The sequence below is a fragment of the Aeromonas sp. D3 genome, from assembly GCF_027705025.1.
Lineage (GTDB): Bacteria > Pseudomonadota > Gammaproteobacteria > Enterobacterales > Aeromonadaceae > Aeromonas > Aeromonas salmonicida.
On sequence record NZ_JAPDBE010000055.1, the window covers coordinates 1 to 24,239 of the forward strand.

21 protein-coding genes are annotated in these 24,239 nt (G+C 58.0%); 12 read left to right on the plus strand and 9 right to left on the minus strand.

Translation table 11 applies throughout. The features are described from left to right. Positions 1 to 263: 263 nt before the first annotated feature. From OKC28_RS21005 to OKC28_RS21015, 3 genes are all read right to left on the minus strand, one after another. Entirely contained in the window at positions 264 to 1,949 is a 1,686-nt protein-coding gene (locus OKC28_RS21005; protein ID WP_021140736.1) for a sensor domain-containing diguanylate cyclase, read from the minus strand. 143 nt (positions 1,950 to 2,092) lie between these two features. Next, the gene (gene uvrA, locus OKC28_RS21010) at positions 2,093 to 4,921 is read right to left on the minus strand and encodes an excinuclease ABC subunit UvrA (RefSeq protein WP_021140737.1); all 2,829 of its coding nucleotides are present in this window, start codon (positions 4,919 to 4,921) and stop codon (positions 2,093 to 2,095) included. A gap of 95 nt (positions 4,922 to 5,016) precedes the next feature. Next, positions 5,017 to 5,679: a LuxR C-terminal-related transcriptional regulator gene (locus OKC28_RS21015; protein WP_059114037.1), complete on the minus strand. Its 663-nt coding sequence runs from the start codon at positions 5,677 to 5,679 to the stop codon at positions 5,017 to 5,019. A gap of 519 nt (positions 5,680 to 6,198) precedes the next feature. Here OKC28_RS21015 and OKC28_RS21020 point away from each other — a divergent pair. Both OKC28_RS21020 and OKC28_RS21025 read left to right on the plus strand, forming a co-directional pair. Continuing rightward, complete coding sequence (locus OKC28_RS21020) at positions 6,199 to 6,789, plus strand: single-stranded DNA-binding protein (RefSeq protein WP_005316531.1); 591 nt, start codon at positions 6,199 to 6,201, stop codon at positions 6,787 to 6,789. Between the two features lie 168 nt (positions 6,790 to 6,957). Then, entirely contained in the window at positions 6,958 to 7,716 is a 759-nt protein-coding gene (locus tag OKC28_RS21025; RefSeq protein WP_256686056.1) for a substrate-binding periplasmic protein, read from the plus strand. A gap of 75 nt (positions 7,717 to 7,791) precedes the next feature. Here the strand turns inward: OKC28_RS21025 and OKC28_RS21030 are convergent, their stop codons facing one another. Continuing rightward, the gene (locus tag OKC28_RS21030; protein WP_011899188.1) at positions 7,792 to 7,917 is read right to left on the minus strand and encodes a hypothetical protein; all 126 of its coding nucleotides are present in this window, start codon (positions 7,915 to 7,917) and stop codon (positions 7,792 to 7,794) included. A 452-nt stretch (positions 7,918 to 8,369) separates the two neighbouring features. Between OKC28_RS21030 and OKC28_RS21035 the strand changes: the two genes are divergently transcribed. The 4 genes from OKC28_RS21035 (at position 8,370) to OKC28_RS21050 (ending at position 12,786) form a co-directional block, all read left to right on the plus strand. Continuing rightward, positions 8,370 to 9,248, plus strand: a complete 879-nt coding sequence (locus OKC28_RS21035; RefSeq protein WP_034524357.1) for a cation diffusion facilitator family transporter — start codon at positions 8,370 to 8,372, stop codon at positions 9,246 to 9,248. A gap of 172 nt (positions 9,249 to 9,420) precedes the next feature. Continuing rightward, entirely contained in the window at positions 9,421 to 9,705 is a 285-nt protein-coding gene (locus OKC28_RS21040; protein ID WP_011899186.1) for a DUF3811 domain-containing protein, read from the plus strand. Between the two features lie 494 nt (positions 9,706 to 10,199). After that, positions 10,200 to 10,412, plus strand: a complete 213-nt coding sequence (gene cspE, locus OKC28_RS21045) for a transcription antiterminator/RNA stability regulator CspE (protein WP_005316548.1) — start codon at positions 10,200 to 10,202, stop codon at positions 10,410 to 10,412. A gap of 427 nt (positions 10,413 to 10,839) precedes the next feature. After that, positions 10,840 to 12,786, plus strand: a complete 1,947-nt coding sequence (locus OKC28_RS21050; protein ID WP_256688429.1) for a ligand-gated channel protein — start codon at positions 10,840 to 10,842, stop codon at positions 12,784 to 12,786. 31 nt (positions 12,787 to 12,817) lie between these two features. Here the strand turns inward: OKC28_RS21050 and OKC28_RS21055 are convergent, their stop codons facing one another. The 3 genes from OKC28_RS21055 to OKC28_RS21065 form a co-directional block, all read right to left on the minus strand. Continuing rightward, positions 12,818 to 14,233, minus strand: coding sequence for a transporter substrate-binding domain-containing diguanylate cyclase (locus tag OKC28_RS21055; protein WP_256686063.1), 1,416 nt, complete (start codon positions 14,231 to 14,233; stop codon positions 12,818 to 12,820). A 173-nt stretch (positions 14,234 to 14,406) separates the two neighbouring features. Beyond that, complete coding sequence (locus OKC28_RS21060) at positions 14,407 to 15,792, minus strand: ATP-binding protein (RefSeq protein ID WP_011899191.1); 1,386 nt, start codon at positions 15,790 to 15,792, stop codon at positions 14,407 to 14,409. A gap of 10 nt (positions 15,793 to 15,802) precedes the next feature. Further along, positions 15,803 to 16,525 carry a response regulator gene (locus OKC28_RS21065; RefSeq protein WP_005316557.1) on the minus strand — a complete coding sequence of 241 codons (723 nt, stop codon included), beginning with the start codon at positions 16,523 to 16,525 and terminating at the stop codon, positions 15,803 to 15,805. Between the two features lie 184 nt (positions 16,526 to 16,709). Between OKC28_RS21065 and OKC28_RS21070 the strand changes: the two genes are divergently transcribed. From OKC28_RS21070 to OKC28_RS21085, 4 genes are all read left to right on the plus strand, one after another. Then, positions 16,710 to 16,895 carry a hypothetical protein gene (locus tag OKC28_RS21070; protein WP_059113343.1) on the plus strand — a complete coding sequence of 62 codons (186 nt, stop codon included), beginning with the start codon at positions 16,710 to 16,712 and terminating at the stop codon, positions 16,893 to 16,895. 86 nt (positions 16,896 to 16,981) lie between these two features. After that, a complete protein-coding gene (locus tag OKC28_RS21075; protein ID WP_081100767.1) occupies positions 16,982 to 17,308 on the plus strand; it encodes a hypothetical protein in 327 nt (108 codons plus the stop codon). A gap of 374 nt (positions 17,309 to 17,682) precedes the next feature. After that, entirely contained in the window at positions 17,683 to 18,033 is a 351-nt protein-coding gene (locus OKC28_RS21080) for a hypothetical protein (RefSeq protein ID WP_005316566.1), read from the plus strand. Between the two features lie 226 nt (positions 18,034 to 18,259). After that, positions 18,260 to 20,254 carry a methyl-accepting chemotaxis protein gene (locus OKC28_RS21085; RefSeq protein WP_099991432.1) on the plus strand — a complete coding sequence of 665 codons (1,995 nt, stop codon included), beginning with the start codon at positions 18,260 to 18,262 and terminating at the stop codon, positions 20,252 to 20,254. A gap of 62 nt (positions 20,255 to 20,316) precedes the next feature. Here OKC28_RS21085 and OKC28_RS21090 read toward each other — a convergent pair whose 3' ends face one another. Then, positions 20,317 to 20,736 carry a hypothetical protein gene (locus OKC28_RS21090; protein WP_059113346.1) on the minus strand — a complete coding sequence of 140 codons (420 nt, stop codon included), beginning with the start codon at positions 20,734 to 20,736 and terminating at the stop codon, positions 20,317 to 20,319. Between the two features lie 166 nt (positions 20,737 to 20,902). After that, complete coding sequence (locus tag OKC28_RS21095; RefSeq protein WP_256686069.1) at positions 20,903 to 21,904, minus strand: sensor domain-containing diguanylate cyclase; 1,002 nt, start codon at positions 21,902 to 21,904, stop codon at positions 20,903 to 20,905. 497 nt (positions 21,905 to 22,401) lie between these two features. On the opposite strand from OKC28_RS21095, the gene glnK reads away from it, so the two are divergent. Together glnK and OKC28_RS21105 are read left to right on the plus strand one after the other, a co-directional pair. Next, complete coding sequence (gene glnK, locus OKC28_RS21100) at positions 22,402 to 22,740, plus strand: P-II family nitrogen regulator (protein WP_005316576.1); 339 nt, start codon at positions 22,402 to 22,404, stop codon at positions 22,738 to 22,740. Positions 22,741 to 22,765: 25 nt separating this feature from the next. Continuing rightward, positions 22,766 to 24,007 carry an ammonium transporter gene (locus tag OKC28_RS21105; RefSeq protein ID WP_270691050.1) on the plus strand — a complete coding sequence of 414 codons (1,242 nt, stop codon included), beginning with the start codon at positions 22,766 to 22,768 and terminating at the stop codon, positions 24,005 to 24,007. Positions 24,008 to 24,239: the final 232 nt, after the last annotated feature.

Here is a 24,239-nt window from a genome sequence, read left to right on the forward strand (position 1 = left end):
GAAAAGATCGGCTCAAACTGAAAAAATGAAATGACTGAGTCAGCCGAGAAGAATTTCCCCGCTTATTCGCACCTTCCACTACCTAGTCTTCATGGCAGTGTATTTTTGTATCAAATGTGACTCGGCTGTGAGCGGAATATTCATAAAAAAACAGACCAAAGGGAAACGCAATAGTCTCCGCGTCACCATCATATGAGATCCCCTTTTTTCCAGCTGATGTGGCAGGTATTTATCCCCTGCATCCTACTGTCAATACAGACTCATCAAGCGGGCTGACGGAGATGGGATGCCTGACACAAGAGGAACTCTCCCTCCACTATCTGTTCCGGGCTCAATGCCCACTGCTCCCTAGCCAGTTCACCGCTATATCCCCGCCAGCGATCCCGTCCCTCCTGCTTGGCCCTGTACAGCGCCATGTCCGCCAGCTTGAAGCTGAGATTCCAGAACGAATCTTTCAGCTCGGGGTGCAGGGGGTAACTGCAATACCCTAGTGATGCCGTCATCCGGAGGGGCACCTCTTCCCGACCGAACCGATATTCGGCAATCTTGCGGCGCAAGCGCTCAATCCGAGCTGCCACCCGCTCCGCCTCCTCACAGGTCAACAACAGCAGGAATTCCTCCCCGCCCAGCCGGATCAGCGGCTCCTCCTCGCCGAGAGCATTGCGCATCAATGCGGCCAGCTGGCACAACACCAGATCTCCCATGTCGTGGCCAAAGCGATCGTTGACCTGCTTGAAGTAGTCCAGGTCCAGGATCACCAGCACCCTGGCAGCGGTGACGTTATCCCGGCTCAGCAACCACTCGTCGAGGTAGCGCCGATTGGAGGCATGTGTGAGCGGATCCGTATAGGCGGCGACCTCCATCCTGGAAGAGTGCGCCTGCAAGGCACTGTGGTGCAGACTGATCTTGGCCGCCATCTCCCTGAACTTGCGGCTGAGCAGGGCCATCTCCTGGCTGCTGTCGATAAGCGGCAGCAGGCTCACATCCTGCTTGTCGCCAAATTTCTGCAGCGCCTTCACCATCTCGCTGACCGGCCCCAACACTATGGCTCTCAGCCGGGCCAGGGCCATCAGGACGCAGGCGATGCTGATCAACAACATGCCAAAGAAGGTCCAGATAGCCCCCTCCATGGCCCCCTGCAACACATAACGCTCCTCTTCCACTATCAGGGTCAGCACGGGATCCCCTTCATTATCGAGCAACAAGCCCTCCCCTCTGACCCGTTGCAGCCCCAGATCCACCAGTCGGTAACGCATCTGTGGTTTGAGCGGCTTGAAGGAGACGAAGTTGTCGGAGGGCTTGGGCTGGGAAATAGTCAGGGAAAGCGCAGTACGTTCCGCCAGATCACTCAGATACCGCGCATCCAGCCAGCGGGTGACCAGCAGGTAGCCGTTGGGCTTGACGCTGCCTTGCGAGTCGGTCACTGGCTGGAGCGAAAAGATAAGCGGCCCCCATTGGGAACCCCTTACCCCGCTCAAACTGCTCACTCCATTTTGACGCGACTGACGCAGCAGCTGCTGCTTGAGGTCATCCAGAAAGAAAGGGAGCAGGGTCGTATCCGTGTCTGGCGTCTCGGGCAGCAGGGTGCGGGTCCAAATCTCGTGTCCCTGTAAATCCATAAAGCTCAGCACATTGAGTTCGAAATCCCGCATCGGGGTGTCGACCAGCAAGTTGGAACGGATATAGGCCTGATTGGGATGAGCCAGGAAGCGATAGCTCTCGTCCCAGATCCCCCAGTCACGGGCAAAAGCATTGATGGCGTTGATATCTCCCTGCACGGCCTTGATCACTCGCTGCAGGTGATCCTTCATCCTCTGCTCCTCGACCCGCTGCGCCGCCGGTACTTGTGCCAGGGCAATCACGATGAGCAGCATCAGGATGGCTCCGGCCCAGACGGGGAACATGGAGTAAGCCAGCAAGTGGTCGATGGAGCGGGAAGATTGAGCCATGAACGCCAATATCCTCTGGATGGCAAACAACGGAGCGGAAAGGGTCTTGTGCCAGTATGGAGTATCCGCTTCCTGAGACGGCAACTGAATATCCACCATAAAAAACAAGGGGCCCAGGGCCCCTTGTCTCATGACTGCTGTGATTATTTTACCAACAGCGGCGCCAAAAAGCGCGCCGTATGAGAATCCTCACAACGGCTGATCTGCTCCGGCGTGCCCGTCACCAGAATGCGACCGCCACCAGCCCCCCCCTCGGGTCCCAGATCGACAATCCAGTCGGCGGTTTTGATGACGTCCAGATTGTGCTCGATGATAACGATGGTATTGCCGCGATCCCGCAGTTGATGCAATACCTTGAGCAGCTGCTGGATATCGTGGAAGTGCAGCCCTGTGGTCGGTTCATCCAGGATATAGAGGGTCTGGCCGGTGTCACGCTTGGAGAGCTCGCGCGCCAGCTTGACCCGCTGCGCCTCGCCGCCGGAGAGCGTTGTCGCTGACTGACCAAGGCGAATGTAAGAGAGACCCACATCCATCAAGGTTTGCAGTTTGCGCGCCACTGCCGGTACCGGATCGAAGAAGGCACGCGCGTCCTCCACCGTCATGTCCAGTATTTCGTGGATGTTCTTGCCCTTGTACTTCACCTCCAGGGTCTCGCGATTGTAACGCTTGCCCTTGCAGACATCGCATGGCACGTAAACGTCCGGCAGGAAGTGCATTTCCACCTTGATAACCCCATCCCCCTGACAGGCTTCGCAGCGACCGCCCTTGACGTTGAAGGAGAAGCGACCCGGCAGATAGCCACGGGAGCGCGCCTCCTGCGTGCCGGAAAGCAGCTCGCGGATCGGGGTGAACAGGCCGGTATAGGTGGCCGGGTTGGAGCGCGGGGTACGACCGATGGGGCTCTGGTCGATATCCACCACCTTGTCCAGGTGCTCCAGTCCCTCGACACTGCGATAGGGCGCCGGGGTCGACTCGGTCGCCTTGTTGAGCTCGCGGTGGGCAATGCGGAAAAGGGTGTCGTTGATCAGGGTCGACTTGCCGGAGCCGGAAACGCCGGTGACGCAGGTCATCACCCCCAGAGGCAGGTCCAGATTGACGTTGCACAAGTTGTTGCCGCTCGCGCCTTTGAGTTTCAACCACTTGCCGGTGAGCGCCGTACGCTCGGCAGGAATGGCAATCCGCTTGCGGCCAGAGAGATAGTCACCGGTCAGCGAATCCGGGTTGTCGATGATCTGCTGGGGTGTCCCCTGGGCCACGATATTACCGCCATGCACCCCGGCCCCGGGGCCTATGTCGAGCACGTGGTCAGCCAAGCGAATGGCATCCTCGTCGTGTTCCACCACGATGACGGTGTTGCCCAGGTCGCGCAGATGGATGAGGGTCGTGAGCAGCCGCTCGTTGTCACGCTGGTGCAGGCCGATGGAAGGTTCATCCAGCACATACATGACCCCAACCAGGCCGGCGCCGATCTGGCTCGCCAGCCGGATGCGCTGGGCTTCCCCGCCGGAGAGGGTCTCTGCACTGCGTGAGAGACTCAAATAGTTGAGGCCGACGTTAACCAGGAAGCCGAGCCGTTCGACGATCTCTTTCAGGATCTTCTCGGCGATCTGGGCGCGCTGGCCGGTCAGGCTCAGTCCCTCGAAGAAGGCCAGCGCATCCCCGATGGACTGTTCGGCGATGGCGGACAGATTGCGGTTGTCCACGAATACGTGGCGCGCCTCTTCCCGCAGTCGACTGCCGCCGCAACTGGTACAGGATTTATTGGCGATGTACTTGGAGAGCTCTTCCCGTACCGAGTTGGACTCGGTTTCACGGTAGCGGCGCTCCATGTTGTGCAGGATCCCCTCGAACGGATGCTTGCGCACCACAACGTCACCGCGATCGTTCATGTAACGGAACTCGACCTCGGTACGGCCCGAGCCACGCAGGATCACCTCCTGGGTCTTGAGGGGCAGATCTTCCCACGCGGCCTCCAGATCGAACTTGTAGTGATCGGAGAGGGATTTGAGCATCTGGAAGTAATAGAAACTGCGCTTGTCCCAGCCACGAATGGCGCCGTTGGCCAGACTGATGGAAGGATCATGGATCACCTTGGCCGGATCGAAATATTGCTGTACCCCGAGCCCATCACAGGTGGGGCAGGCACCGGCCGGATTGTTGAAGGAGAAGATGCGCGGCTCCAGCTCTGACATGGAGTAGCCACACTCAGGGCAGGCAAAGTTGGCAGAGAAGGTCATGGGCCCAACCCCCTCTTCCCCATCCATGGGCACCACCTGCACGATACCGCCTGAGAGGGTCAATGCCGTCTCGAACGATTCGGCCAGCCGCAACGCCAGGTCATCGCGTACCTTGAAGCGGTCCACCACCACTTCTATGGTGTGCTTCTTGTGCAGCTCCAGGGTGGGTGGATCCGAGAGATCACACACCTCGCCATCGATACGGGCCCGGATATAGCCCTGGGCCGCCAGATTCTCCAGCAACTTGGTGTGCTCACCCTTGCGATCCCGTACCACGGGGGCCAGCAGCATCAGTTTGCTGCCCTCCGGCTGGGCCAGCACCTGATCCACCATCTGGCTGATGGTCTGGGCGGCGAGCGGGATGGCATGAGCCGGGCAGCGGGGCTCACCTACCCGCGCAAAAAGCAGACGCAGGTAGTCATAAATTTCGGTGATGGTGCCAACGGTCGAGCGCGGGTTGTGAGAGGTGGACTTCTGCTCGATGGAGATGGCAGGGGAGAGCCCCTCTATATGATCCACATCCGGTTTCTCCATCAGGGAGAGAAACTGGCGGGCATAGGCAGATAACGACTCCACATAGCGACGCTGCCCTTCGGCATAAAGGGTATCGAACGCCAGGGAAGACTTGCCTGAACCGGAGAGGCCGGTAACCACGATCAGCTTGTCGCGGGGCAAGGTCAGATTGATGTTCTTGAGGTTATGGGTGCGAGCACCCCGGACCACTATCTTTTCCATCTTGTTGCACGCTCGATACACAAATCAGAGCGAATCAGTATGGCATAGAGACTACTGGATGAATAGACAGGTTTTATCCATCATCTCCATCGATTTCAGAGATATTCTTTGGCCCAGCTCACCGCCTGCAACCGGTTCTTGACGTTCAATTTCTTGAAGACGTTATAGAGGTGGGACTTGATGGTGTGCTCGCTCACAAACAGGCTGTCGGCAATCTCGGTATTGGAGGCACCCGTCATCAGGTAGCGGATGATCTCCTGCTCGCGCGCAGTCAGCAGCGTCTGGTTGCGCAGGTGATGTTCTCCCCCCTTGCGGTAGTAGTTGACCAGATCGCACAGCAAATGGCGCGGGATCCAGTACTCCCCCTGCAACACCTTGCGAATGCCGAGCACCAGCCGATCCAGCGGATCCTGGCGGAAGAAGAGTCCGCTGGTGTGAGGCCACATCAGCAACAACTCGCGATCCGTGCTGGTCGGGGCATTGAGCAATATCGTGTTGGCTTCCCCGAAGCGACTGGAGATCTCCCTCGGCCACCCACTCTGCTGGCTCGACTTGAGGTAATCCAGATCGACCAGAAATAATGGGTGTGACTCTCGCCCATCCTGTTCCGGCAGCGCCTCCAGGGTGCTTACCAGCAGGATGGGGAGTGCCAGCTGCTCAGCCAGATAGCTCTGAAAACTGGTCGCCTGCACATTATTTTCAGTCACCAGTACGACTATGGTGTATGGGGTGGTCATGAAGAGCACGTCCTTGAACATTCAGGCCATGGTTTTTTTGGCAGCAGAGAGTACCAAGCCCTCCAAACGCTGCAGCATTAAAAAAGCATTAGACGCCAGTGTGCCTCTTTTGAAACTCACCAATTTCCCAAGCAATACAAATGACTAGCCACCCCCCCCCATTTGGGTGGAATACTGGCACTGTGCCTGACAAAGAGTGTCACAGTGCAGTCGGAACCCGTTTTGCTACGTTTGCTCAGGCCATCCAGCCCTGCTCGCTTGCTGGTCATGGTAGGCCTCGTGTAAGTTAATCCTTCGGTTCATGCTCCGGGTGGAGGATGACAGGGCAGGAAGATGTGCGCTCGTTCACGCCAACTGTTATTATTGCGGCCAAAATCTGAAAGCGGAACATTGGCCAGCTGGCCGACTGAACCGGGTTCAGTCATCGCATGATGTGTCAGTGTCGCCAAGCGATGCTGCCTATCTCGCAGAAAACAAACGATATGTTGAATTGGTCCGGGCATATGGCCTGGCCGGTATATAAAGGGTGGAAGAGAGATTATGGCCAGTCGAGGCATCAATAAAGTCATTCTGATCGGTAACCTGGGACAAGACCCGGAAGTACGCTACATGCCGAGTGGCGGTGCCGTGACCAATATCACCCTGGCCACCTCTGAAACCTGGCGCGACAAGCAGACCGGTGAGCAGAAAGAGCGTACCGAATGGCACCGTGTGGTGTTCATGGGCAAGCTGGCCGAAGTGGCTGGCGAGTACCTGAAGAAGGGCTCCCAGGTCTATGTCGAAGGGAAACTGCAGACTCGCAAATGGCAGGATCAAGGTGGCCAAGAGCGTTATACCACTGAAGTGCTGGTAGACAGCTTCAGTGGCGTGATGCAGATGCTGGGTGGTCGCCCGCAAGGTGGCGCTGGCCAAAACATGGGTGGCCAACCTCAAGCTCAAGGCAACTGGGGTCAACCGCAACAAGGCATGCCAGCCCAGCAGCCGGTAAACCAGGCTCGTCCTGCCGCCGCACCGCAGCAGAACATGCAGCAGCCACAAGGCGGTTATGGTCGTCCGGCCCAACAGCCCCAGTCAGCACCGCCTGTCTACAACGAGCCGCCGATGGACTTCGACGACGATATCCCGTTCTAATCGGCAATACATCCCGAGAGGCCCTGTTCATGCAGGGCCTTTTTTTACCTGTTCTTGACGCAGGCACGGCATGCGGTGCTGTTCCTGTGTGAATGTGGCCGTTATTTCCACGTGTCACAGGCCGTCTTGGGATTATGCTCAGGACGACTCGTTTGCCAGAGAGAACTCATGGTGTTTCTGCATCGCACGCTACTGCTCACCATTTGTCTGACCGCCGCCATGGTGGCCCCCCGGCTATTTGCCGCCGAACTGCTACGGGTGGGCGTCAGCTTCGCCATCCCCCCCTATGTGATCGAGGAAGAGGGACGCGGGATCGAGCTCGACCTGTTTAAAGAGGCCTTTCGCGACAGTGGTTATGAGCCCCGCTTTGAATATCTGCCGCTGGAACGCACTTTCCGGATGCTGGAGTCCGGCAAGCTTGACGCCATCATCAACGTCAAGCCCGGCATGCTGAACAATGTCTTCCTGTCACAGCCCGTGATTGCCTTCCATAACCGGGTGTTCACCCTCGGCAAGACTCATATCAGCACACTGGACGATATGAAAACCCTGAGAGTCAGCGCCTTTCAGCGGGCTCGCCAGATACTGGGAGGTGCCTTTGCCAGCATGGCGGATCAAAATCCCCGCTATGAGGAGGTCGCCAAACAACAGGGGCAGGTTCACAGACTGATGCTGGGGCGGGTGGATGCAGTGATCCTGGAGCAGCGGGTGTTTTACTACTATCTGGCAGAGCTGGCCGACAGCAAATATGGCGCCGAGCTCTATGCTAGTGGCCGGGTCAGGCAATATGACCTGTTTGCGCCAACCCATTACCATTTCGCCTTTCGTCAGGTGGAGCTGCAACGCTGGTTCGATCGCCAACTAGATGCCATGCGAGCCGACGGGCGCTATCGGCAGATCTTCGAGGCCTACGGCGCCACACCATGAGGCAAAAACATAAAAGCCAGCCTGTGAAAGGCTGGCTTGATACTGGCTCCAGAGGAACTACAGCGTGGAGGAGCGTTACTTTATAGCGCTGCCATTTTTCAGGTCTGCTTTCTGACGTTTGGCGTCGCGCTTCTCTTTCAGTGACATCTGCGGTTTTTTCTTGGCATCTTTGCCGTTGTGATGTTCTTTGTTACTCATCATCAAACTCCAAAAATGTTACCCAGACAGTTGGAACCCAGGTTCCAGCATGCCATCCGAATCGTAGACTTCAGTAGTACGCTTTCAGTGACGACCGATTGATCGCACTCACTCCAGCATACCCCCAATGTTGCGCAAGAATCCACCCTCATCAGCCAGGGTTCGTCCTGAGTCATGCCTCCATATCGGCTCCGATCGGACACCTGATGGCATGAAAGGCCAAAAAACCTGAGTATGCCTGATAAAATTCGCCTGCCCTGACATATTCACTCACGAATTGAAATAAATCACCAAATCAAAAATGACTATTCTTTAAATAAGACAAGGTAATTTAGATAAGCATTCTCACTACCGTCAGAAACAAAATATTACAACCTGAATAGGCGGTTTTATTTTCAAGCTGATATTATCCCGACTTATTTTTATAATTATGTTCCCGAGAATAAGGACATCCCATGACCAGAAAAACGAGAGCGGCGCTGGTCTCCGTTTGCTCAAATATCACACTGATTATCATGAAGATATTCGCTGGCATTCTGAGTGGCTCCGTCAGTATTATTTCGGAGGCCATTCATTCGGCAATGGATCTGGTGGCGGCTCTCATCGCCCTGTTTGCAGTACGCAGGTCAGATATTCCCCCCGATCAACGCCATCCTTATGGACATGACAAAATAGAAAACGTCTCCGGCGTGATCGAAGCTTTGCTGATCCTGCTGGCCGCTGGCTGGATCATCTTCGAAGCTATCGGCAAGTTGATTACACCAACGCCGATCGAAAGCGTGGGTTTTGGCGTACTGGTCATGCTGATCTCGGCGCTGGTCAACAGCGGCGTTTCCACCTATCTGTATCGGGTGGCGAAAGAGGAAGAATCCGTTGCCCTGGCAGCTGATGCCCTGCACCTCAAGGCAGACGTGTTGACCTCCCTAGGGGTGGCTGTCGGTCTGTCGGGTATCTGGCTCGCCGCCGGGCTGGGTTACAACCTCTATCTGCTCGACCCCATAGTCGCCATCTGCGTGGCGCTCTTCATTCTCAGAGAAGCAATATCCATGCTTGACCAGGCTTTTCAACCACTGCTGGACCACAGCATGAACGAGGAGGAACTGGCCATGACGACCCGAGTGATCGAACAGTGCTGCCCGGAGCATGGGGGCTTTCACGCCCTGCGCAGTCGCCAGGCCGGACGCCGTCGCCACATCGATTTCCATCTGACCCTGCCCAAGGAGATGAGTATCGAACACTCCCACGCCATCTGCGATCGGATAGAAGAAGGCATAATGCGTCACATACCTCATGCCATAGTGCTGATCCATGTCGAACCGAGCGGCCACAGTTGAGAGCTGTACCAGGCAAACCGGGACATACGAGAAATCTGCAGTGAACTGGCAGATAAATGACGGAGAAAAGTGCGGAACCGGCTCTTTTATGCCAGCAGAGCGGATTGCATAAGAAATAGTCGGTGAAAATGTGTTAATGTATTCCACCCCCCAGCCGCCCCAGGAGCGCGCCGTGAAAAAGTTGGAAATGAAAGACCTCACCGAAGCCGAAAAGGCCGAGATAACCCTGTTGCTCCAAAAAGCCCAGGCCAATGCTGATCATCAGCTGACCAACGCAGAACGTAACAGGATCCGTGAGGAAGGCCGGCTTAAAATCGTGGCAGATCGTGCAGAGGCGGCCAAGGTGGCTTCCAAACTGGCTCGGGAAAAGGCCAAAGAACGGGCCAGAAATCAGGTACTGCCAGAAACCTTCAGCTGGATCGACTCCGTCAGCAACAAGTTTCGCAGCAAGCGCTGAGTTAGCGCTGTGTTGATGAACGCCCACCCACACCAGACCGGTGTGGGTGGGCGTTTGCCATTCAGGCCCTGCGGCAACCTAAGGAAGAGCACTGCTATACCGCTCTTGATCAGGAACGCCTCTACGCCAGTCAGAAAGCAGTCACAAAAAAGCTCAGCGCCAATCATAGCAAGGGCCAGCGCTCAATCTCGTCAGTGAACGCCGTGGCTCATGTGACAATATGAAGTTGGTAGCACGTCGATAACCAGAAATTAATATTGAGATAAAGTTTGCTTTAACGAAGAGAGCATGTTTTAATCTCTCTCGATGGTTCGGTAGTTCAGACCTGTTTATGTTAGGCAGTCATTTTAGTAAAGCAGTGATTAGTATAAGAGTTATCTACGATAGTTCTTATTAAATAATTCTCCTTCTTTAGTGCTCCCCATACGTATTGCTGACGAAAAATCATAGATTGCCAACTTTTGGCACTTAAAACACTATTTTAGGAAATTATTATGTCTAACAAAATGACTGGTACCGTTAAATTCTTCAACGCCGAGAAAGGTTTTGGTTTCATCTCCCCGGCTGACGGCAGCAAAGACGTGTTCGTACACTTCTCTGCAATCCAGTCCACCAGCTTCAAAACTCTGGACGAAGGTCAGCGCGTTGAGTTCACCATCGAGCAAGGCCAGAAAGGCCCGGCTGCTGCCAACGTAGTTGGTCTGTAATTCAAGCAAGGAAGCCTTCACGCTAGCTAACGCCTGCTGAGAAGACCTTCTGCAAGAATTAAAAAAACCCGCCTAGGCGGGTTTTTTGTTGTCTGAAATTCAGTGTTTACCCCGTTTACCCCCTCTCTCAGCCCTTTCATCTCTCCCTCGACTCTGTTCATCTTGCTGCTTTATGTCACCCAGGTACTCCCCGCTCTGTCTGCCCCTCCTGCTGGCCCTATGACAGCCCAATAAACTTAATGAGATTAATTATCGTTTACACACCTTTCACTGATCATTACAATGCCAGCCGACAAACGGGAAGATTATTCAATTGAACCTTCCCGGTCCTGATTTCACGCGGGATGCAGTGAAGTCACCCCATCGAGTTCACCCAAAGGATGAATGTCACTTTCTCATTAAAAGAGTTCAGGCCAACATGATAAAAATGCACCGCAACAAGCTGACCACGCTCATTCTCGCCACCCTAGCCTCCCACGCCTATGCCACCGAACAGGAAGTCATGGTTGTGACGGCTTCCGGCTTCCAGCAGAAGATCGAAGATACCGCCGCCTCCATCTCGGTAGTGACCCGTGAGCAATTGGAAAAACGCGCCTACCGCGACGTGACCGATGCACTGAAAGATGTGCCGGGCGTGGTGATCACCGGGGGTGGCAGCAGCAGTGACATCAGCATTCGTGGCATGGGCTCCAAATACACGCTGATGCTGGTGGATGGCAAGCGAGTCGACAGCCGTGGCACTCGTCCCAACAGCGATGGCCCGGGCATAGAGCAGGGCTGGTTGCCACCGCTGCAAGCCATAGAGCGTATCGAGGTAGTGCGGGGCCCCATGTCCTCCCGTTACGGATCGGATGCCATGGGCGGCGTCATCAACGTCATCACCCGCAAGACCGCCAGCATGACTGCATGGCAGGGTTCGCTGCATGCTGACTCCACCTTCCAGGAGAACAAGGACTCAGGCAATATCTTCCAGACCAACGCCTACACGGCCGGCGCTCTGGTAGACGGGCTGCTGGGGGTGCGTCTGAACGGCCAGCTTTCCCATCGCGGTGAGGATCAGTTCCAGAATGGCTTCGCCGAACAGGAGATGCGCAGCGGCACTGCCGTGTTCAGCCTGACCCCTGACGAGCACAATCGCTTCGACTTCGAGGCCAGCCGCGGTCTGCAGGATCGTGATCGCACGCCGGGTGAGTCCATCCCGGCCAAGTCCAAGCCCAGCCTGAGCACTTACGAGCGCACCAACTACGCCATCACCCACGACGGCCGCTACGACTTTGGCTCCTCCACCAGCTATCTGCAGCGGGAAGAGAATACCAATCCCGGCCGCCAGATGAAGCTCATCAACACCATAGCCGACACCCACACCCAGTTTGAGCTTGGGGACCACTACCTGAGCGTGGGTGGCCAGTACCGCTACGAGGATCTGCAGGATCAAGGCAACCAGCTCAACGTGGCCAACCGCGCCAACCAGCTGACCCGCTGGAGCTGGGCCATGTTCGTGGAGGACGAGTGGGCACTGACCGACAGCTTCGCCCTGACCGGCGGCGTACGCATGGACAGGGATCAGAACTACGGCACTCACTGGAGCCCGCGTCTGTACGGGGTCTGGCATCCGGCTGAGTCATGGACGCTGAAAGGGGGCGTCTCCACCGGTTACCGTTCACCGGATCTGCGCATGTCGGCCGCCAACTGGGGCCAGGCCACGGGTGGGGGCACTCAGGATGGGATGCTGGTGGGCAGCCCGGCTCTCAAACCTGAAACCAGCGTGAGCCAGGAAATCGCACTGCTGTGGGATGGTCAGGAGGGGTTGAGCACAGGGCTGACTCTGTTCAACACTGACTTCGAGGACAAGATCTCCGAGATCCGCCGTTGCACCAGCAAGAGCGATCCCTCCTGCACTCTGAACGGTCATACCTATGACTTCATCAGCGACCGCATCAACGTCGACAAGGCGAATATGCGCGGGGTGGAAGGCACGGCCAACTGGGCCATCAACGAAGACTGGTCGCTCGCCTCCAGCTACACCTTCACCCAGTCCGAGCAGAAGAGCGGCTCGATGGAAGGCAAGCCTCTGAACCAGATGCCGCGCCACATGTTCAACACCACGGTCGACTGGCAGACCACAGAAGAGGTCAGTCTCTGGTCACGGGTCAACTTCCGCAGCAAGACCTCTGACTACCTGAGCCGGGTCAAGATGGCAGAGGGCACGCCTTCCTACACCTTCTTTGACACAGGTCTGGTCTACAAGGCCAACAAGAACCTGGACGTGACTGCCGGTATCTACAACCTGTTCGACAAGACGGTGGATTACACCAGCTTCGGTACAGTGCTGGACGGTCGCCGCTACACACTGGGAATGACCTACAACTTCTGATGAATCGCCGCCGCCCATCCCGGGCGGCGGCCTATGTCTCCTCTTTGTCAGCGTCCTCTTCTGCATAACAGGCTGCCTGCCAGGTATTGCGACCACGGGATTTTGAACCATACATCAGCTTGTCTGCCTGCTGCAGCAAGCCAGTGCTCTCTGCCCTGACCCCTGATGGAACCCAGACGGCCCCCGTGCTGATGGAAAGCCCCAGCTCACCGGCACTGGTCTGCAACTTCTGAGCACTCACCTCCCGTCCGATCCGGCTTGCCCAGCCTTGCAACGCCGCCATATCTGCCATCGGCAAGCTGATACAAAACTCCTCTCCCCCGATCCGGGCAAACAGCGCATCGCTTGGCAAGACGGCCTCCACCCGCTCGGCCAGGGCGACGATCACCTCATCCCCGACGCCATGGCCAAAGTGATCATTGATGCCCTTGAAGCGGTCGATGTCGAACAGCAGCAGGGCCGAAGCCTGACCGCTTGCCAGCCGCTCGGCCAAGAGCGGCAAGAAGGCGCGCCGGTTCAGGATCCCCGTCATGGAGTCTGTGTTGGCGAGGCTCTCCAGCCGGGCATTGGCCCGGACCAGCTCGGCGGTACTGCTCGCCACAGCGCGCCTCAGCTGCACTATGTAAACCAGCAATACAGCCCCTGCCGTCGCCGATAGCCAGAACCAGAAGTGGATGGGATAGACGGTCTCTATATGCATCCATTTGCGGGTAATGCGCTCCCTGTCTGCCTCGCCCATGCGAGAAAATCCCTGCTCCAGCTCCTGCAACAGGGCCTGATTGCCCTTGGCGACGGCAAAACGCACCTCATCGCTGTAGAGATGGCGTACGGGAATGAAGCGGGTGGGATCTTTCGAGGTGTAGATATAAAAATTGGCCATCTGCAGATCGGCGATGAAGGCATCCAGCTTTCCGCTCAAAGCGGCACTCAGCATGGCATCGTTATCGTCAAAGGCTTGCAGGCGCGTGTTGGGAAAGTGCTTGCGGGCGTAATACTCCTCATAACCGCCCACTACCACCCCCACACTCTCGTGCAACAGGTAGTAATTCACATCTGTGCCGCGCAGAGAATTGGAAAAAAACAGCTGGGCATCCAGCCGGGAGAGCGCCCGACCATAGTCATAGAGCGGATTGCGCTCCGGTGACCAGAGCAGGCCACCATGGACATCGGCCTTACCGGTGCGCACCAGCTCCAGCGAGGTCTGCCAGTCCACCAGTTTGAACTGGACCGGTCGCCCAGTGACCCGCTCGAACTCCCGCCAGTAGTCGATCAACAGGCCATCTGGCTGCCCCTTGTCATTGATGTAGGAGAAGGGCTGCCAGGCCTTGGAGTTGGCCACTATCAGGGGTTTGACCGCGGGGGTAGCCCAGACGGGCAGCAAGAGTGCAAGGAGCAGCAAACCTGCGCCCCAACTGACCCGCCAACCTGCCCCAGAAGAGACCGCCATTCCTGAACCCACCTTGTTATTGGACATCTATGCGGCCATTTATTATCACTAGCTTCATCATAGAAGAGCAAGCATGACCCAGTATGAAATTGGCGTTATTTCAGTCTGATAGCAGAAAAATAAACCAAGGAGGGCGCCACCTGGGCGCCCTCCTCATACAGCCTCGACAACAGTTACAGGGGCAGGCTAATCCTGGCTTCCAGCCCACCCTGCTCCCGGTTGTGCAGGGTGAGTTCGCCCCCATGCTGATGTACCAGAGTGCGAGCGATGGAGAGCCCCAGCCCAACGCTACCGGATTCGATATTGCGCGCCTCATCGAGCCGCACGAACGGCTTGAACACATCTTCCAGCCGTTCAGGATCTATGCCAGGCCCCTGATCGCAGACCCGGATCAACAGCTCACTCTCGGTGCGCTCCAGCGATACCTCGGCACTGCCAGCGTACTTGATGGCATTGCCGATGAGGTTTTGCAGCACCCGCCGCAAGGTATTGGCGCGGCAGGCATAGACCTGCTTTCCCTCCACCAGGCAAGTCACCGGCTGACCGGTATCGGCATAATCGTCACACAGACTCTCCAGCAGACTGACCAGATCCAGCTCCCTGGTCGCCTCCTGCTGCCCCTCTTCCCGGGCAAAGCTCAAGGTGGCCGCCAGCATCTGCTCCATCTGTTGCAGGGTCTGCTGAATGCGTTCCTTGTCTTCTCCCTCGGCCAGAAACTCGGTTCTTAGCCGCAAACTGGTGATGGGGGTGCGCAAGTCATGGGAGATGGCCGCCAGCATCCGGGTTCTGTCCTGCACGAAGCGGTCGAGCCGGGTATGCATGCGGTTGAACGCCTGGATGGATTCACGGATCTCGGTCGGCCCCTCTTCGTGGAGCGGCTCTATATCCTCGCCACGCCCCAGCCGGTCGGCGTTGGCGGCCAGCTGTTTGAGCGGCCGGGTCGCCCGACGAAACAGCCAGATCATCAGGCCAATCACCATGCTAGCTACCAGCATCAGGTTGAAGGTGGTTTGCCAGGACCAGCTCGACGACTCCTTGTCCACCAGAGAGCTGAACTGCAGCCAGCCCCCGCGCGGCAACTGGATGGAGCCATACAGCCGCATGTCCTGCGGTGGCGGCATCCCCTTGCGATCCTTGAGCATGCGGGAGTGGTGTTTCCAGGCGCGGCTGCGCTGGGCATCCTGCTTCAGCTCGGCGCTGATCTCCACCATCAGTGACGGCGGATAGCCCAGCCGTGAACGCACCTGCTGCTCGAAGCGGGGGCTGCGATTCTCCGGTTGCAGCGGCTCGTCAGAGAGGCGCAGCAGCAGGGTATCGCTGCGGCTCGCCTTGAGAATTTCGTCGTAGAGCGAGGGGGGGGACAGGGCCAGCAGACGCGCCACAGAGACGATGCGCTGCATGGCATTGCGGCTGTTGATGTAGCCGAGCGCCTCCTCCCGATCCGAGCGGTAGATCTGGATGCTGAGCAACTGGATCAACACCAACCCGGCCAGCGCCACCAGTATGATCTGGCCGGTGAGCCCCTTGGGCCAGAGGCGGGAGCACAATCGCTTGATCATGGCCACGAGGTCACACCTGGGTCACATCGGCGGCGAACAGGTAACCGCCACCCCAGATGGTCTTGATAAGTTCGGGGTTCTTGGGATCCCGCTCCAGCTTGCGGCGCAGCCGGCTCACCAGGGTATCGATAGCCCGGTCGAAGGCGACAGCCTCCCGGCCACGGGCCAGATCCAGCAGTTGATCCCGACTCAGCACCCGCTGGGGACGTTCCAGAAACACCCGCAACAAGTCGAACTCGGCGGTAGAGAGGCTCAGCCCCACCCCCTCTTCATCCACCAGCTCCCGCCGGTTGATGTCGAGCAGCCAGCGATCGAAGCGCAGATCCCGGGTCAGGGTCTCTGGGGCGGGCTGCGGCTCGACGTTGGTGCGACGCATCACCGCCTTGATGCGAGCCAGCAACTCCCGCGGGTTGAACGGCTTGGCAAGATAGTCATCGGCTCCCATCTCCAGCCCTATGATGCGGTCCGTCTCCTCCCCCATGGCGGTGAGCATTATGATGGGCATGCAGGATTTCGCCCTCAGCTCCCGGCACAGGGTCAGGCCATCCTCCCCCGGCATCATCAGGTCCAGCACCAGCAGATCGAACTCCCGCTCTTCCAGCAACCGCTTCATCTCCTTGCCATCCCGGGCACAGCTGACCCGCAGGCCATGCTGCTCCAGGAAGCGTTTCAGCAGATCGCGGATCTCGCTGTGATCGTCGACGACCAGAATGTGGGTGCTGCTTTGGTTCATGAGAGCCTCTCCTGTTAGAGCTGGCACGAGTATACGAAAATCTGTCGGGCGGTTTGTGTCAAAGTGTGCCAGATCAGCAAGATGCCACACTCTGCTACAAAAAAGCGGTCACTCGGCAAAATTGAGACACAAGGCGAAGGTTTACTGGGGCTCGTCCATATTCGCTCATTGCAGGAGACAGGCCATGCTCGCCCTCACCACGCCCTTCATGCTGGCTTATGCCGCCAGTGAGGCCCTTGCCAGAGCGGCGGCCAAACCGCACCAACCTGCAAAGGCAGACAGCCTGACCCGGGAGTCCCCTTCGGATGGCGCTGGCGTCACGGCGGCCAGCCTCCCTGCACCCGACGAGACACACTTCCCTTCCCCATGATGCAGACTGCGCCCGGTTCGGGCGGCGCCTGACACCATGACACACAACGCCGGCATCCTTCGGCGAGCCACACCAAGGAGACAATGATGATTAAAAAGACCCTGACCCTGTTTGCACTGGCCGGACTGGCCCACATCGGCATGGCACAAGCGGCTATTCCGGCCGACGTCAGCGCAGCCCCCGGCCTGCTGTTCGTCAACTGGCACGATAACGCCAGCAGCAGCAGCGCCAACCCGACCCTGATGATCCGCAACGCCTCCGGCGATCTGCTCAAGCAGGTGCCCGCCGAGCTGAAAGGGATGCAGCAGGTCCGTCTGCCGATGAGAGCCCAGGGCAATCTCACCCTTAGCCTGGATGGTGACAGCGACAGCTATCGCATGCCTTACAGCGTTGGCAGCGGCCGCCAGCGCTGAACCAACCTATTCACCCTGTGATTTTCTCACGATAATGATGTTGCCTGACCGGTGACATAGAAATACCCCGCTAGAGACTGTATCCGGTGGGGTATTTTTATTGGTTCATACCGGCACTGAATATATTTCGGCCCGCCACTATCACTTATTCCCCTGATCCGATGAGCAGATAAATTTAACCGGGAGGCAACCACTCTTCTATGAGTAGCCCCCTGTTTTCGCTACTGTCTTCAGCAAGGTGAAATACAAGATCCCGATGTCACACTCTGCTACAAAATAGGCTTCAACTGGCAAAGTTCAGACACCGGTCTGGTGTTTACTTGAGGTCAAGGCGAGCAAGCCGAATCCGAACTCAATCCGCAAGGAGATATACCATGAAGACTCTGACCAAAACTCTGCTGACCGCCACCCTGATCCTTGGCCTGCCGCTCGGCGCCTATGCCGCCAGCGAAGCCGTTGCCACTACCCAGGCCGGCGCCATGACCAATTGCCCCATGGATGGCAGCGGCATGAAAGGTGGCAAGCACCACGGTGGCCGCCACGACAAAATGGCCCGCATGCAAAACATGACTCCGGAGCAGATCCAGGCCAACCTGCAGCAACGTTATGACAGGATCGAAGACCCGGCCAAGAAAGCCGAATTCGTGAAGAACCTGAACCTGCGCGCCGACGGCATGACCAAGCACGCCGACGCGATGAAGCAGTTTGCCGAAGCGCACCAGTAAGCGCATCGCAATCAGTACAAGGGTGGCCTCGGCCACCCTTTCTTTTTTCCACTTTCCCGCGCACTGGCTCATGGCAGGGGGATCACCCCGTCGAGCCGTCATTTCCCTTATCTTCTGCTCCGGGTTCTGTGAGCGATAACAAACGTTTTATGTTCGAAATGACTAATAATGGCGACTCAAACAACAAGGTCACGCAAGACAGTGCCAACAACAGACAGGAGTCGTTATGGGGTGGAGTCTGGGAACAATCAAGGGACGATATACAGCCGTCTTCGTGGGATTCATGGTGCTGGTGTGCGCCCTGACGGTCATCGGCATCCAGATCTGGATCAAGCCGGCGCTGCAGAAGGCCGGTGAACAGAATGTGACACTGCTGGTCAGCGAGATCGCCACCGACATCCTCGATGAGCTCAACGGCGTACAGAGCCAGTCCCGCAGCATCACCCAGCTGGTCGCCCAGCTGCCAAGCGAGCAAATTGATGCCCTGCTGCCTGCGCTGATCGATCAATATGGCAATGCCATGGTGTTTGGGGGCGGCATCTGGCCGCTGCCGGATCAACGGGAAGCGGGCCGTGCCAAGTTCAGCACCTTCTTTCACAGGGATGCGGCCAACAAGCTGATCCCCAACACCTACTGGAACTCGGCCGAGGCCCCCAACTACTTCGAACAGCCCTGGCACAAGGCGGGGCAACAGGCTCCCCAGGGCATGTGCGTCTGGGCGGCGGCCTACAAGGACGGTGCCAGCCAGCAGCCGAGAACCAACTGCGCCATGGGGATCTATCGCAACGGCGCCCTGTTCGGGGTATCGACCATAGATGTGACCCTGGGTTTCTTCAACGATCTGGTGGCCAGGAAAGAGCAGGAGATCGGGGGCCAGGTGATGATCGTCGAGGCTGACGGCAAGATCCTGAGCAAGAATGCCCGTCTGAACGGGGATGTTGTGCTGGGCAACCTCTCGGCTCACGCCGATTACCCCTTCGCCGGTGCCATCGCCAGCCTGCTCGGCCAGAGCCGGGGTACAGGGCTGTTGCGCACCACTTTCCAGGATCAGGGGCAGGAACAGACATTGCTGCTGCAGGCCATAGAGGGGACTCCCTGGTTGCTGGCCACCGCTCTGCCAACCAGCACCCTGACCCAGGACAGCCAGGACGTGCTCACCACGCTGGCCGCAATCCAGCTGCCCCTGGTCGGGCTGCTGTTCGTGCTGATGCTGCTGGCCATCACTCAGCTCGGCAGCCGCTTGCAGACCCTCAAACAGAATATCGACGCCCTCTCTGCCGGCGATGCGGACCTGACGGCCCGCATCCAGGTGAAGGGGAATGACGAGCTGGATCACATCGCCCTGTCGGTGAACCGCTTCATCGCCTATTTGCAGCAGATGATGGTGCAGGTGACTGACGCCACCGACCTCATCACCCGCGAACTGGCGCAGCTCGATCAGCAGACGGGTCAGGCAAGACGGATCCTTGGTGAACATGCCGCCGAGACGGATCAGGTGGTCACCGCCCTCACCGAGCTCAGCTCCACCGCCGACAGCGTGGCACAACACGCCAGCGACTCGGCCAGCTTCACCGAAGCCGCCAACGGCCAGGCCGCCAATTCACGCAAGGTAGTGGGATCGGCCTCCGCCAGCGTAGTGGCCCTGATCGACGAAGTGGATCTCGCCGCCGCCAAGGTGCTGGAAATGCAGGAAGATGCCAAGCAGATAGGCAGCGTGCTCGGGGTGATAGGTGGCATCGCCGCCCAGACCAACTTGCTGGCGCTCAATGCCGCCATCGAAGCAGCCCGGGCCGGTGAGCAGGGGCGCGGTTTCGCTGTGGTGGCTGACGAAGTGCGTGCCTTGGCGGCCCGTACCCAGAAGAGCACGGCCGAGGTGGGCAGCATGCTGTCGCGCCTCACTCAGGGGGTGGCCGATGCCGTCGTCGCCATGGAGCAGACCAAACGCAGCTGTCAGGCCGCGGCAGATACCACTGGGCAGGTGACTGGGGGGCTCGACAGCATGGCCGACTCAGTGGTGCAGATCCACGATCTCAGCAGCCAGATCGCCACCGCCGCCGAGGAGCAGAGCCGGGTGACAGAGGAGATCAACCGCAACATGGTCAGCATCCGCGACATGCTCAACCTGCTGGTAGAAAATGGCCGCAACACGGAGCAGAGCGCCGAGTCGCTGCTCAGCTCCAACCGCCAGTTGCTGGCCCTGGTGCGTCGCTTCAAGGTGTGATCATGAAAGTCAGCCAGCAAAAAGGGGCCATCAGGCCCCTTTTTCATGCACGTCACTCAGACTCAAGCCTTGGCTTTGTCGGCCAGGTTCAGGGTCTTGACGGTTTCGCCTTCGAACTTGATGACGACGTTCTTCTGGGCCACTTCGGACTCTTTCAGCAGAGTCTTGGTGGTTTCAGCCAGCAGCGGGGAGGCCTTGTTCAGGGCGCTCAGGTCATAGGTCCACACTTCCAGACCGGCTTCGGTCTTGGTAGTGACGGGTGCGCCCAGCTTGTCCTTGATGGCTTGCTTGTTGGAGCCGCCTTCCTTGATGTCCAGCGCTCTCTTGATCGCTTCGTTGGAGGCGCTGTCCATGGCGGTACCTGCCATCTCTTTGGCACTGCTGGTGACACTGCTGGTCACTGTATCGGTCAGGGAGTCCATCAGACCGGCGTGGGCAAACAGGGGCAGTGCAGTCAGGGCAACCAGGATGCTCTTTTTCATCGTCTCATCTCTCATGGGGGATTAAAGAGCGCGCATCAAACCAGCGCCCTCAACAGGAGTCAAGGCAATCGCGCGGTCAATACGCATTCGGGGGGTAAATGAGAGAAATCCGACAACCGGTCGCGCCCGGGCAACCGGTGAAAAGCCTCTTGCAGGCACTTGTCATCTATTCACCGATCTGGTTCTTGCCCGCCAGCTTGGCCTGATAAAGCGCCCGATCCACCCGTACCATCAGCTGGCTCAGGGGCTCATTCAGCCGGTATTCCGCCAGCCCGAAACTCAGGGTGATATCGAGCTGCTCGCAGACCCGTGACTGGGCTATCAGCTCCCTCAGCTTGTCGGCCACCCGCCTGGCATCAGCAAGAGCTGTATTGGGCAGCACCACCATGAACTCGTCCCCACCCCAGCGGGCCAGCAGGTCAATCTCGCGAATATGGCTTTGCACCCGCGCCACTATGTTGATCAGGGTTTGATCCCCGGCAGCGTGGCCATGGCTGTCATTGATCTGCTTGAAGTCATCCACGTCCATGGCGATCACCGAAAACGGCTGATGGAAGCGCTTGGCCCGTTCGCACTCCATCTGGATATCACGCTCGAGCCGATAACGGCTGGCGGCGCCGGTCAGGGCATCGGTTTCTGCCAGCTGGCGGTTCTCTTCCGCTTTTTGCTGCAATGTCGCATTGAGCTGCACCAGCTCGGCCGTGCGTTTGGCGATCAGCTGCTCCAGTGAATGGTTGCGTGACTCGAGCTGTTCATAGAGCAGCTTGCGAGCGTGGATATTGCGGTGGGCACCTATCATGCGCGCCACTGAACCATCCGGATTGCGCGCTATGATATGGCCGCAATCCTCGATCCAGATGTAGCTGCCATCCTGACAGCGGCAGCGGTACTCGACCCGATAGTCGGGCGCTGAACCACTCAGATAGGCATCGAAGCAGGCCATCACCCGCGCAATGTCGTCGGGGTGAATCACCCCCTCCCAGGTGAAAACGTTGTTGCCAAGGGAGTGGGGCTCATAGCCCAGCATCAGATACCAGCCAGGGTTGCGATAAACGAAGCCGGTGTTGGCATTCCAGTCCCAGATCCCGTCGCTGACCACCTCCAGAATGCCGTGCACTACGGCTTCACTGACGTCCGATATCCTGATCGTGTCACTCTCTTGCAGCATAGAGACCATCCTTGTTCTTCTGCCCCGCACAGTGGCGGGGATGCTCAAGCCCGATTGTTGAATAAACAGCGGAGGGGGAACTATCACCCGGCAGCTTGCCCTCCGCTCTTTGCCCGCCCAGACCTGCCCTGCTATTGGCCATATTATCGGCAGAAATCAGGTTCGTATGAACAACGGCTGCAACCAGTGTGGTTCAGGTTACTGCGTCTGTCTGGTTATAAATCCTGGATGACACAGGCAAACCCATGAGCCGGGCACACCCAGTCGACAAGGGATTCATCCAGCCGAGCCAGGGCCCCCCCCTGCGGCTGCGTTTCAGTAGGTAGCGATAATTGCACCAATGAGGGGCACCGCTTTGGCGCGGCTCTGTCCAGATTGGGTAAACATCACGCTATATAGGCCAGAGATAAACTTAAGACATTGAAAATAAACACTAATACTTTTGGCCCACTAATTGCTTTGATCAGGGTCAACCACCAAAGGATTGGGGAAGCTGCATGAAACTGATCACCGCCATTATCAAGCCATTCAAACTGGATGACGTTCGCGAAGCCATCGCCAGTCTCGGCGTCGAGGGGCTGACCGTCTCCGAGGTCAAGGGCTTCGGCCGCCAGAAGGGGCACACCGAACTCTATCGCGGAGCCGAATACCAGGTCGATTTCCTGCCCAAGGTAAAGCTGGAGATCGCCACCCTGGCCGACAACGTCGAGCACATCATCGAAGCCATATGCAAGGCCGCCTACACAGGCAAGATCGGTGACGGCAAGATTTTCGTCTATGACCTGCAGGCTGCCGTGCGGATCCGCACCGGCGAGACTGACGCAGAAGCCCTTTGATACAACAGGAACCGAGGAACACAACATGGAAGAGTTGATCAAGTCCGTTTCAGAGCTGCGCTATGCGCTCGATACCTTCTATCTGCTGATATCCGGCGTGCTGGTCATGTGGATGGCCGCCGGCTTCTCCATGCTCGAAGCCGGGCTGGTACGCGCCAAGAACACCACCGAGATCCTGACCAAGAATATCCTGCTCTACTCCATTGCCTGCATCATGTTTCTGCTGGTTGGCTACAACATCATGTACGTGGACAATGCCGCCGGTGGCTGGTTACCCAGCTTCGGCAGCCTGATCGGCACCCAGGCTGACGATGCCGGGCACTCATTGCACTCCGACTTCTTCTTCCAGGTGGTGTTCGTGGCGACCGCCACCTCCATCGTCTCGGGGGCCGTGGCCGAGCGGATGAAGCTCTGGTCCTTCCTGCTGTTCTGCGTGGTGATGACGGGCGTCATCTACCCGATGGAAGGGTACTGGACCTGGGGCGGCGGCTTCCTCAAAGAGGCCGGTTTCTCCGACTTCGCAGGCTCCGGCATAGTGCATATGGCCGGTGCCGCCGCCGCCCTCGCCGCCGTGCTGCTGCTCGGCGCCCGCCGCGGCAAATATGGCAAGCAGGGTGAGATCTACCCCATCCCGGGTTCCAACCTGCCGCTGGCAACCCTGGGGACCCTGATCCTCTGGATGGGCTGGTTCGGCTTCAACGGTGGCTCTCAGCTGGTGCTCTCCACCGCTGCCGACGCCACCGCCATCGGCACTGTGTTCGTCAACACCAATGCCGCAGCGGCAGCCGGTGTGGTCGGCGCCCTGCTGGTCAGCAAGCTCACCTGGGGCAAGGCGGATCTCACCATGATCCTCAACGGCGCTCTCGGCGGCCTGGTTGCCATCACGGCCGACCCCGCCTCCCCCAGCCCGCTGTTCGCCAGCCTGATCGGTGCCCTGGCCGGCGCCCTGGTGGTCTACGCCATCGTCGCCTTCGATCGCCTGAAGATTGATGATCCGGTCGGCGCCATCTCGGTACACGGTGTCTGCGGCCTGTTCGGCCTGATGGTAGTGCCCCTCTCCAACGAGAGCGCCACCTTCTCGGCCCAGCTGCTGGGTGCGGCCGTCATCTTCGGCTGGGTGTTTGGTGCCTCCCTCATCGTCTGGGGCATGCTCAAGGCCACCATGGGGCTGCGAGTCAGCGAAGAGGAAGAGATGATGGGAGTCGACGTGCACGAATGCGGCATCGATGCCTACCCCGAGTTCGTCACCGTCAAATCCAGCATCTGACCGGCTGAACAAGCACAATGCAACAGGGCCGGAGGCAAACCTCCGGCCCTGTTTTTTTATCGCCAAAAATGGGTGCGGTGTGGATATCCTGGGTGCGCAGTGCCATGCGCCCTCGACATGCCCCTGTGGGGCCAATGGCAAAAATGTGTTCAACACCTCAGAGATCCCCTCATTTTTAGAGACTCAAATAATTCCAAGTGTGCGGGTATATAAGCGGTGTTGCTTCAGGTAG

Excerpts from the sequence above, each read along its gene's own strand:
- glnK (WP_005316576.1), top strand. The coding sequence starts at position 22,402 with ATGAAACTGATCACCGCCATTATCAAGCCATTCAAACTGGATGACGTT.
- OKC28_RS21095 (WP_256686069.1), bottom strand. The coding sequence starts at position 21,904 with ATGCTGCAAGAGAGTGACACGATCAGGATATCGGACGTCAGTGAAGCC.
- uvrA (WP_021140737.1), bottom strand. The coding sequence starts at position 4,921 with ATGGAAAAGATAGTGGTCCGGGGTGCTCGCACCCATAACCTCAAGAAC.
- cspE (WP_005316548.1), top strand. The coding sequence starts at position 10,200 with ATGTCTAACAAAATGACTGGTACCGTTAAATTCTTCAACGCCGAGAAA.
- OKC28_RS21090 (WP_059113346.1), bottom strand. The coding sequence starts at position 20,736 with ATGAAAAAGAGCATCCTGGTTGCCCTGACTGCACTGCCCCTGTTTGCC.
- OKC28_RS21015 (WP_059114037.1), bottom strand. The coding sequence starts at position 5,679 with ATGTTCAAGGACGTGCTCTTCATGACCACCCCATACACCATAGTCGTA.
- OKC28_RS21070 (WP_059113343.1), top strand. The coding sequence starts at position 16,710 with ATGCTCGCCCTCACCACGCCCTTCATGCTGGCTTATGCCGCCAGTGAG.
- OKC28_RS21105 (WP_270691050.1), top strand. The coding sequence starts at position 22,766 with ATGGAAGAGTTGATCAAGTCCGTTTCAGAGCTGCGCTATGCGCTCGAT.
- OKC28_RS21020 (WP_005316531.1), top strand. The coding sequence starts at position 6,199 with ATGGCCAGTCGAGGCATCAATAAAGTCATTCTGATCGGTAACCTGGGA.
- OKC28_RS21080 (WP_005316566.1), top strand. The coding sequence starts at position 17,683 with ATGAAGACTCTGACCAAAACTCTGCTGACCGCCACCCTGATCCTTGGC.
- OKC28_RS21060 (WP_011899191.1), bottom strand. The coding sequence starts at position 15,792 with ATGATCAAGCGATTGTGCTCCCGCCTCTGGCCCAAGGGGCTCACCGGC.
- OKC28_RS21005 (WP_021140736.1), bottom strand. The coding sequence starts at position 1,949 with ATGGCTCAATCTTCCCGCTCCATCGACCACTTGCTGGCTTACTCCATG.
- OKC28_RS21055 (WP_256686063.1), bottom strand. The coding sequence starts at position 14,233 with ATGGCGGTCTCTTCTGGGGCAGGTTGGCGGGTCAGTTGGGGCGCAGGT.
- OKC28_RS21050 (WP_256688429.1), top strand. The coding sequence starts at position 10,840 with ATGCACCGCAACAAGCTGACCACGCTCATTCTCGCCACCCTAGCCTCC.
- OKC28_RS21035 (WP_034524357.1), top strand. The coding sequence starts at position 8,370 with ATGACCAGAAAAACGAGAGCGGCGCTGGTCTCCGTTTGCTCAAATATC.
- OKC28_RS21085 (WP_099991432.1), top strand. The coding sequence starts at position 18,260 with ATGGGGTGGAGTCTGGGAACAATCAAGGGACGATATACAGCCGTCTTC.
- OKC28_RS21075 (WP_081100767.1), top strand. The coding sequence starts at position 16,982 with ATGATTAAAAAGACCCTGACCCTGTTTGCACTGGCCGGACTGGCCCAC.
- OKC28_RS21030 (WP_011899188.1), bottom strand. The coding sequence starts at position 7,917 with ATGATGAGTAACAAAGAACATCACAACGGCAAAGATGCCAAGAAAAAA.
- OKC28_RS21065 (WP_005316557.1), bottom strand. The coding sequence starts at position 16,525 with ATGAACCAAAGCAGCACCCACATTCTGGTCGTCGACGATCACAGCGAG.
- OKC28_RS21025 (WP_256686056.1), top strand. The coding sequence starts at position 6,958 with ATGGTGTTTCTGCATCGCACGCTACTGCTCACCATTTGTCTGACCGCC.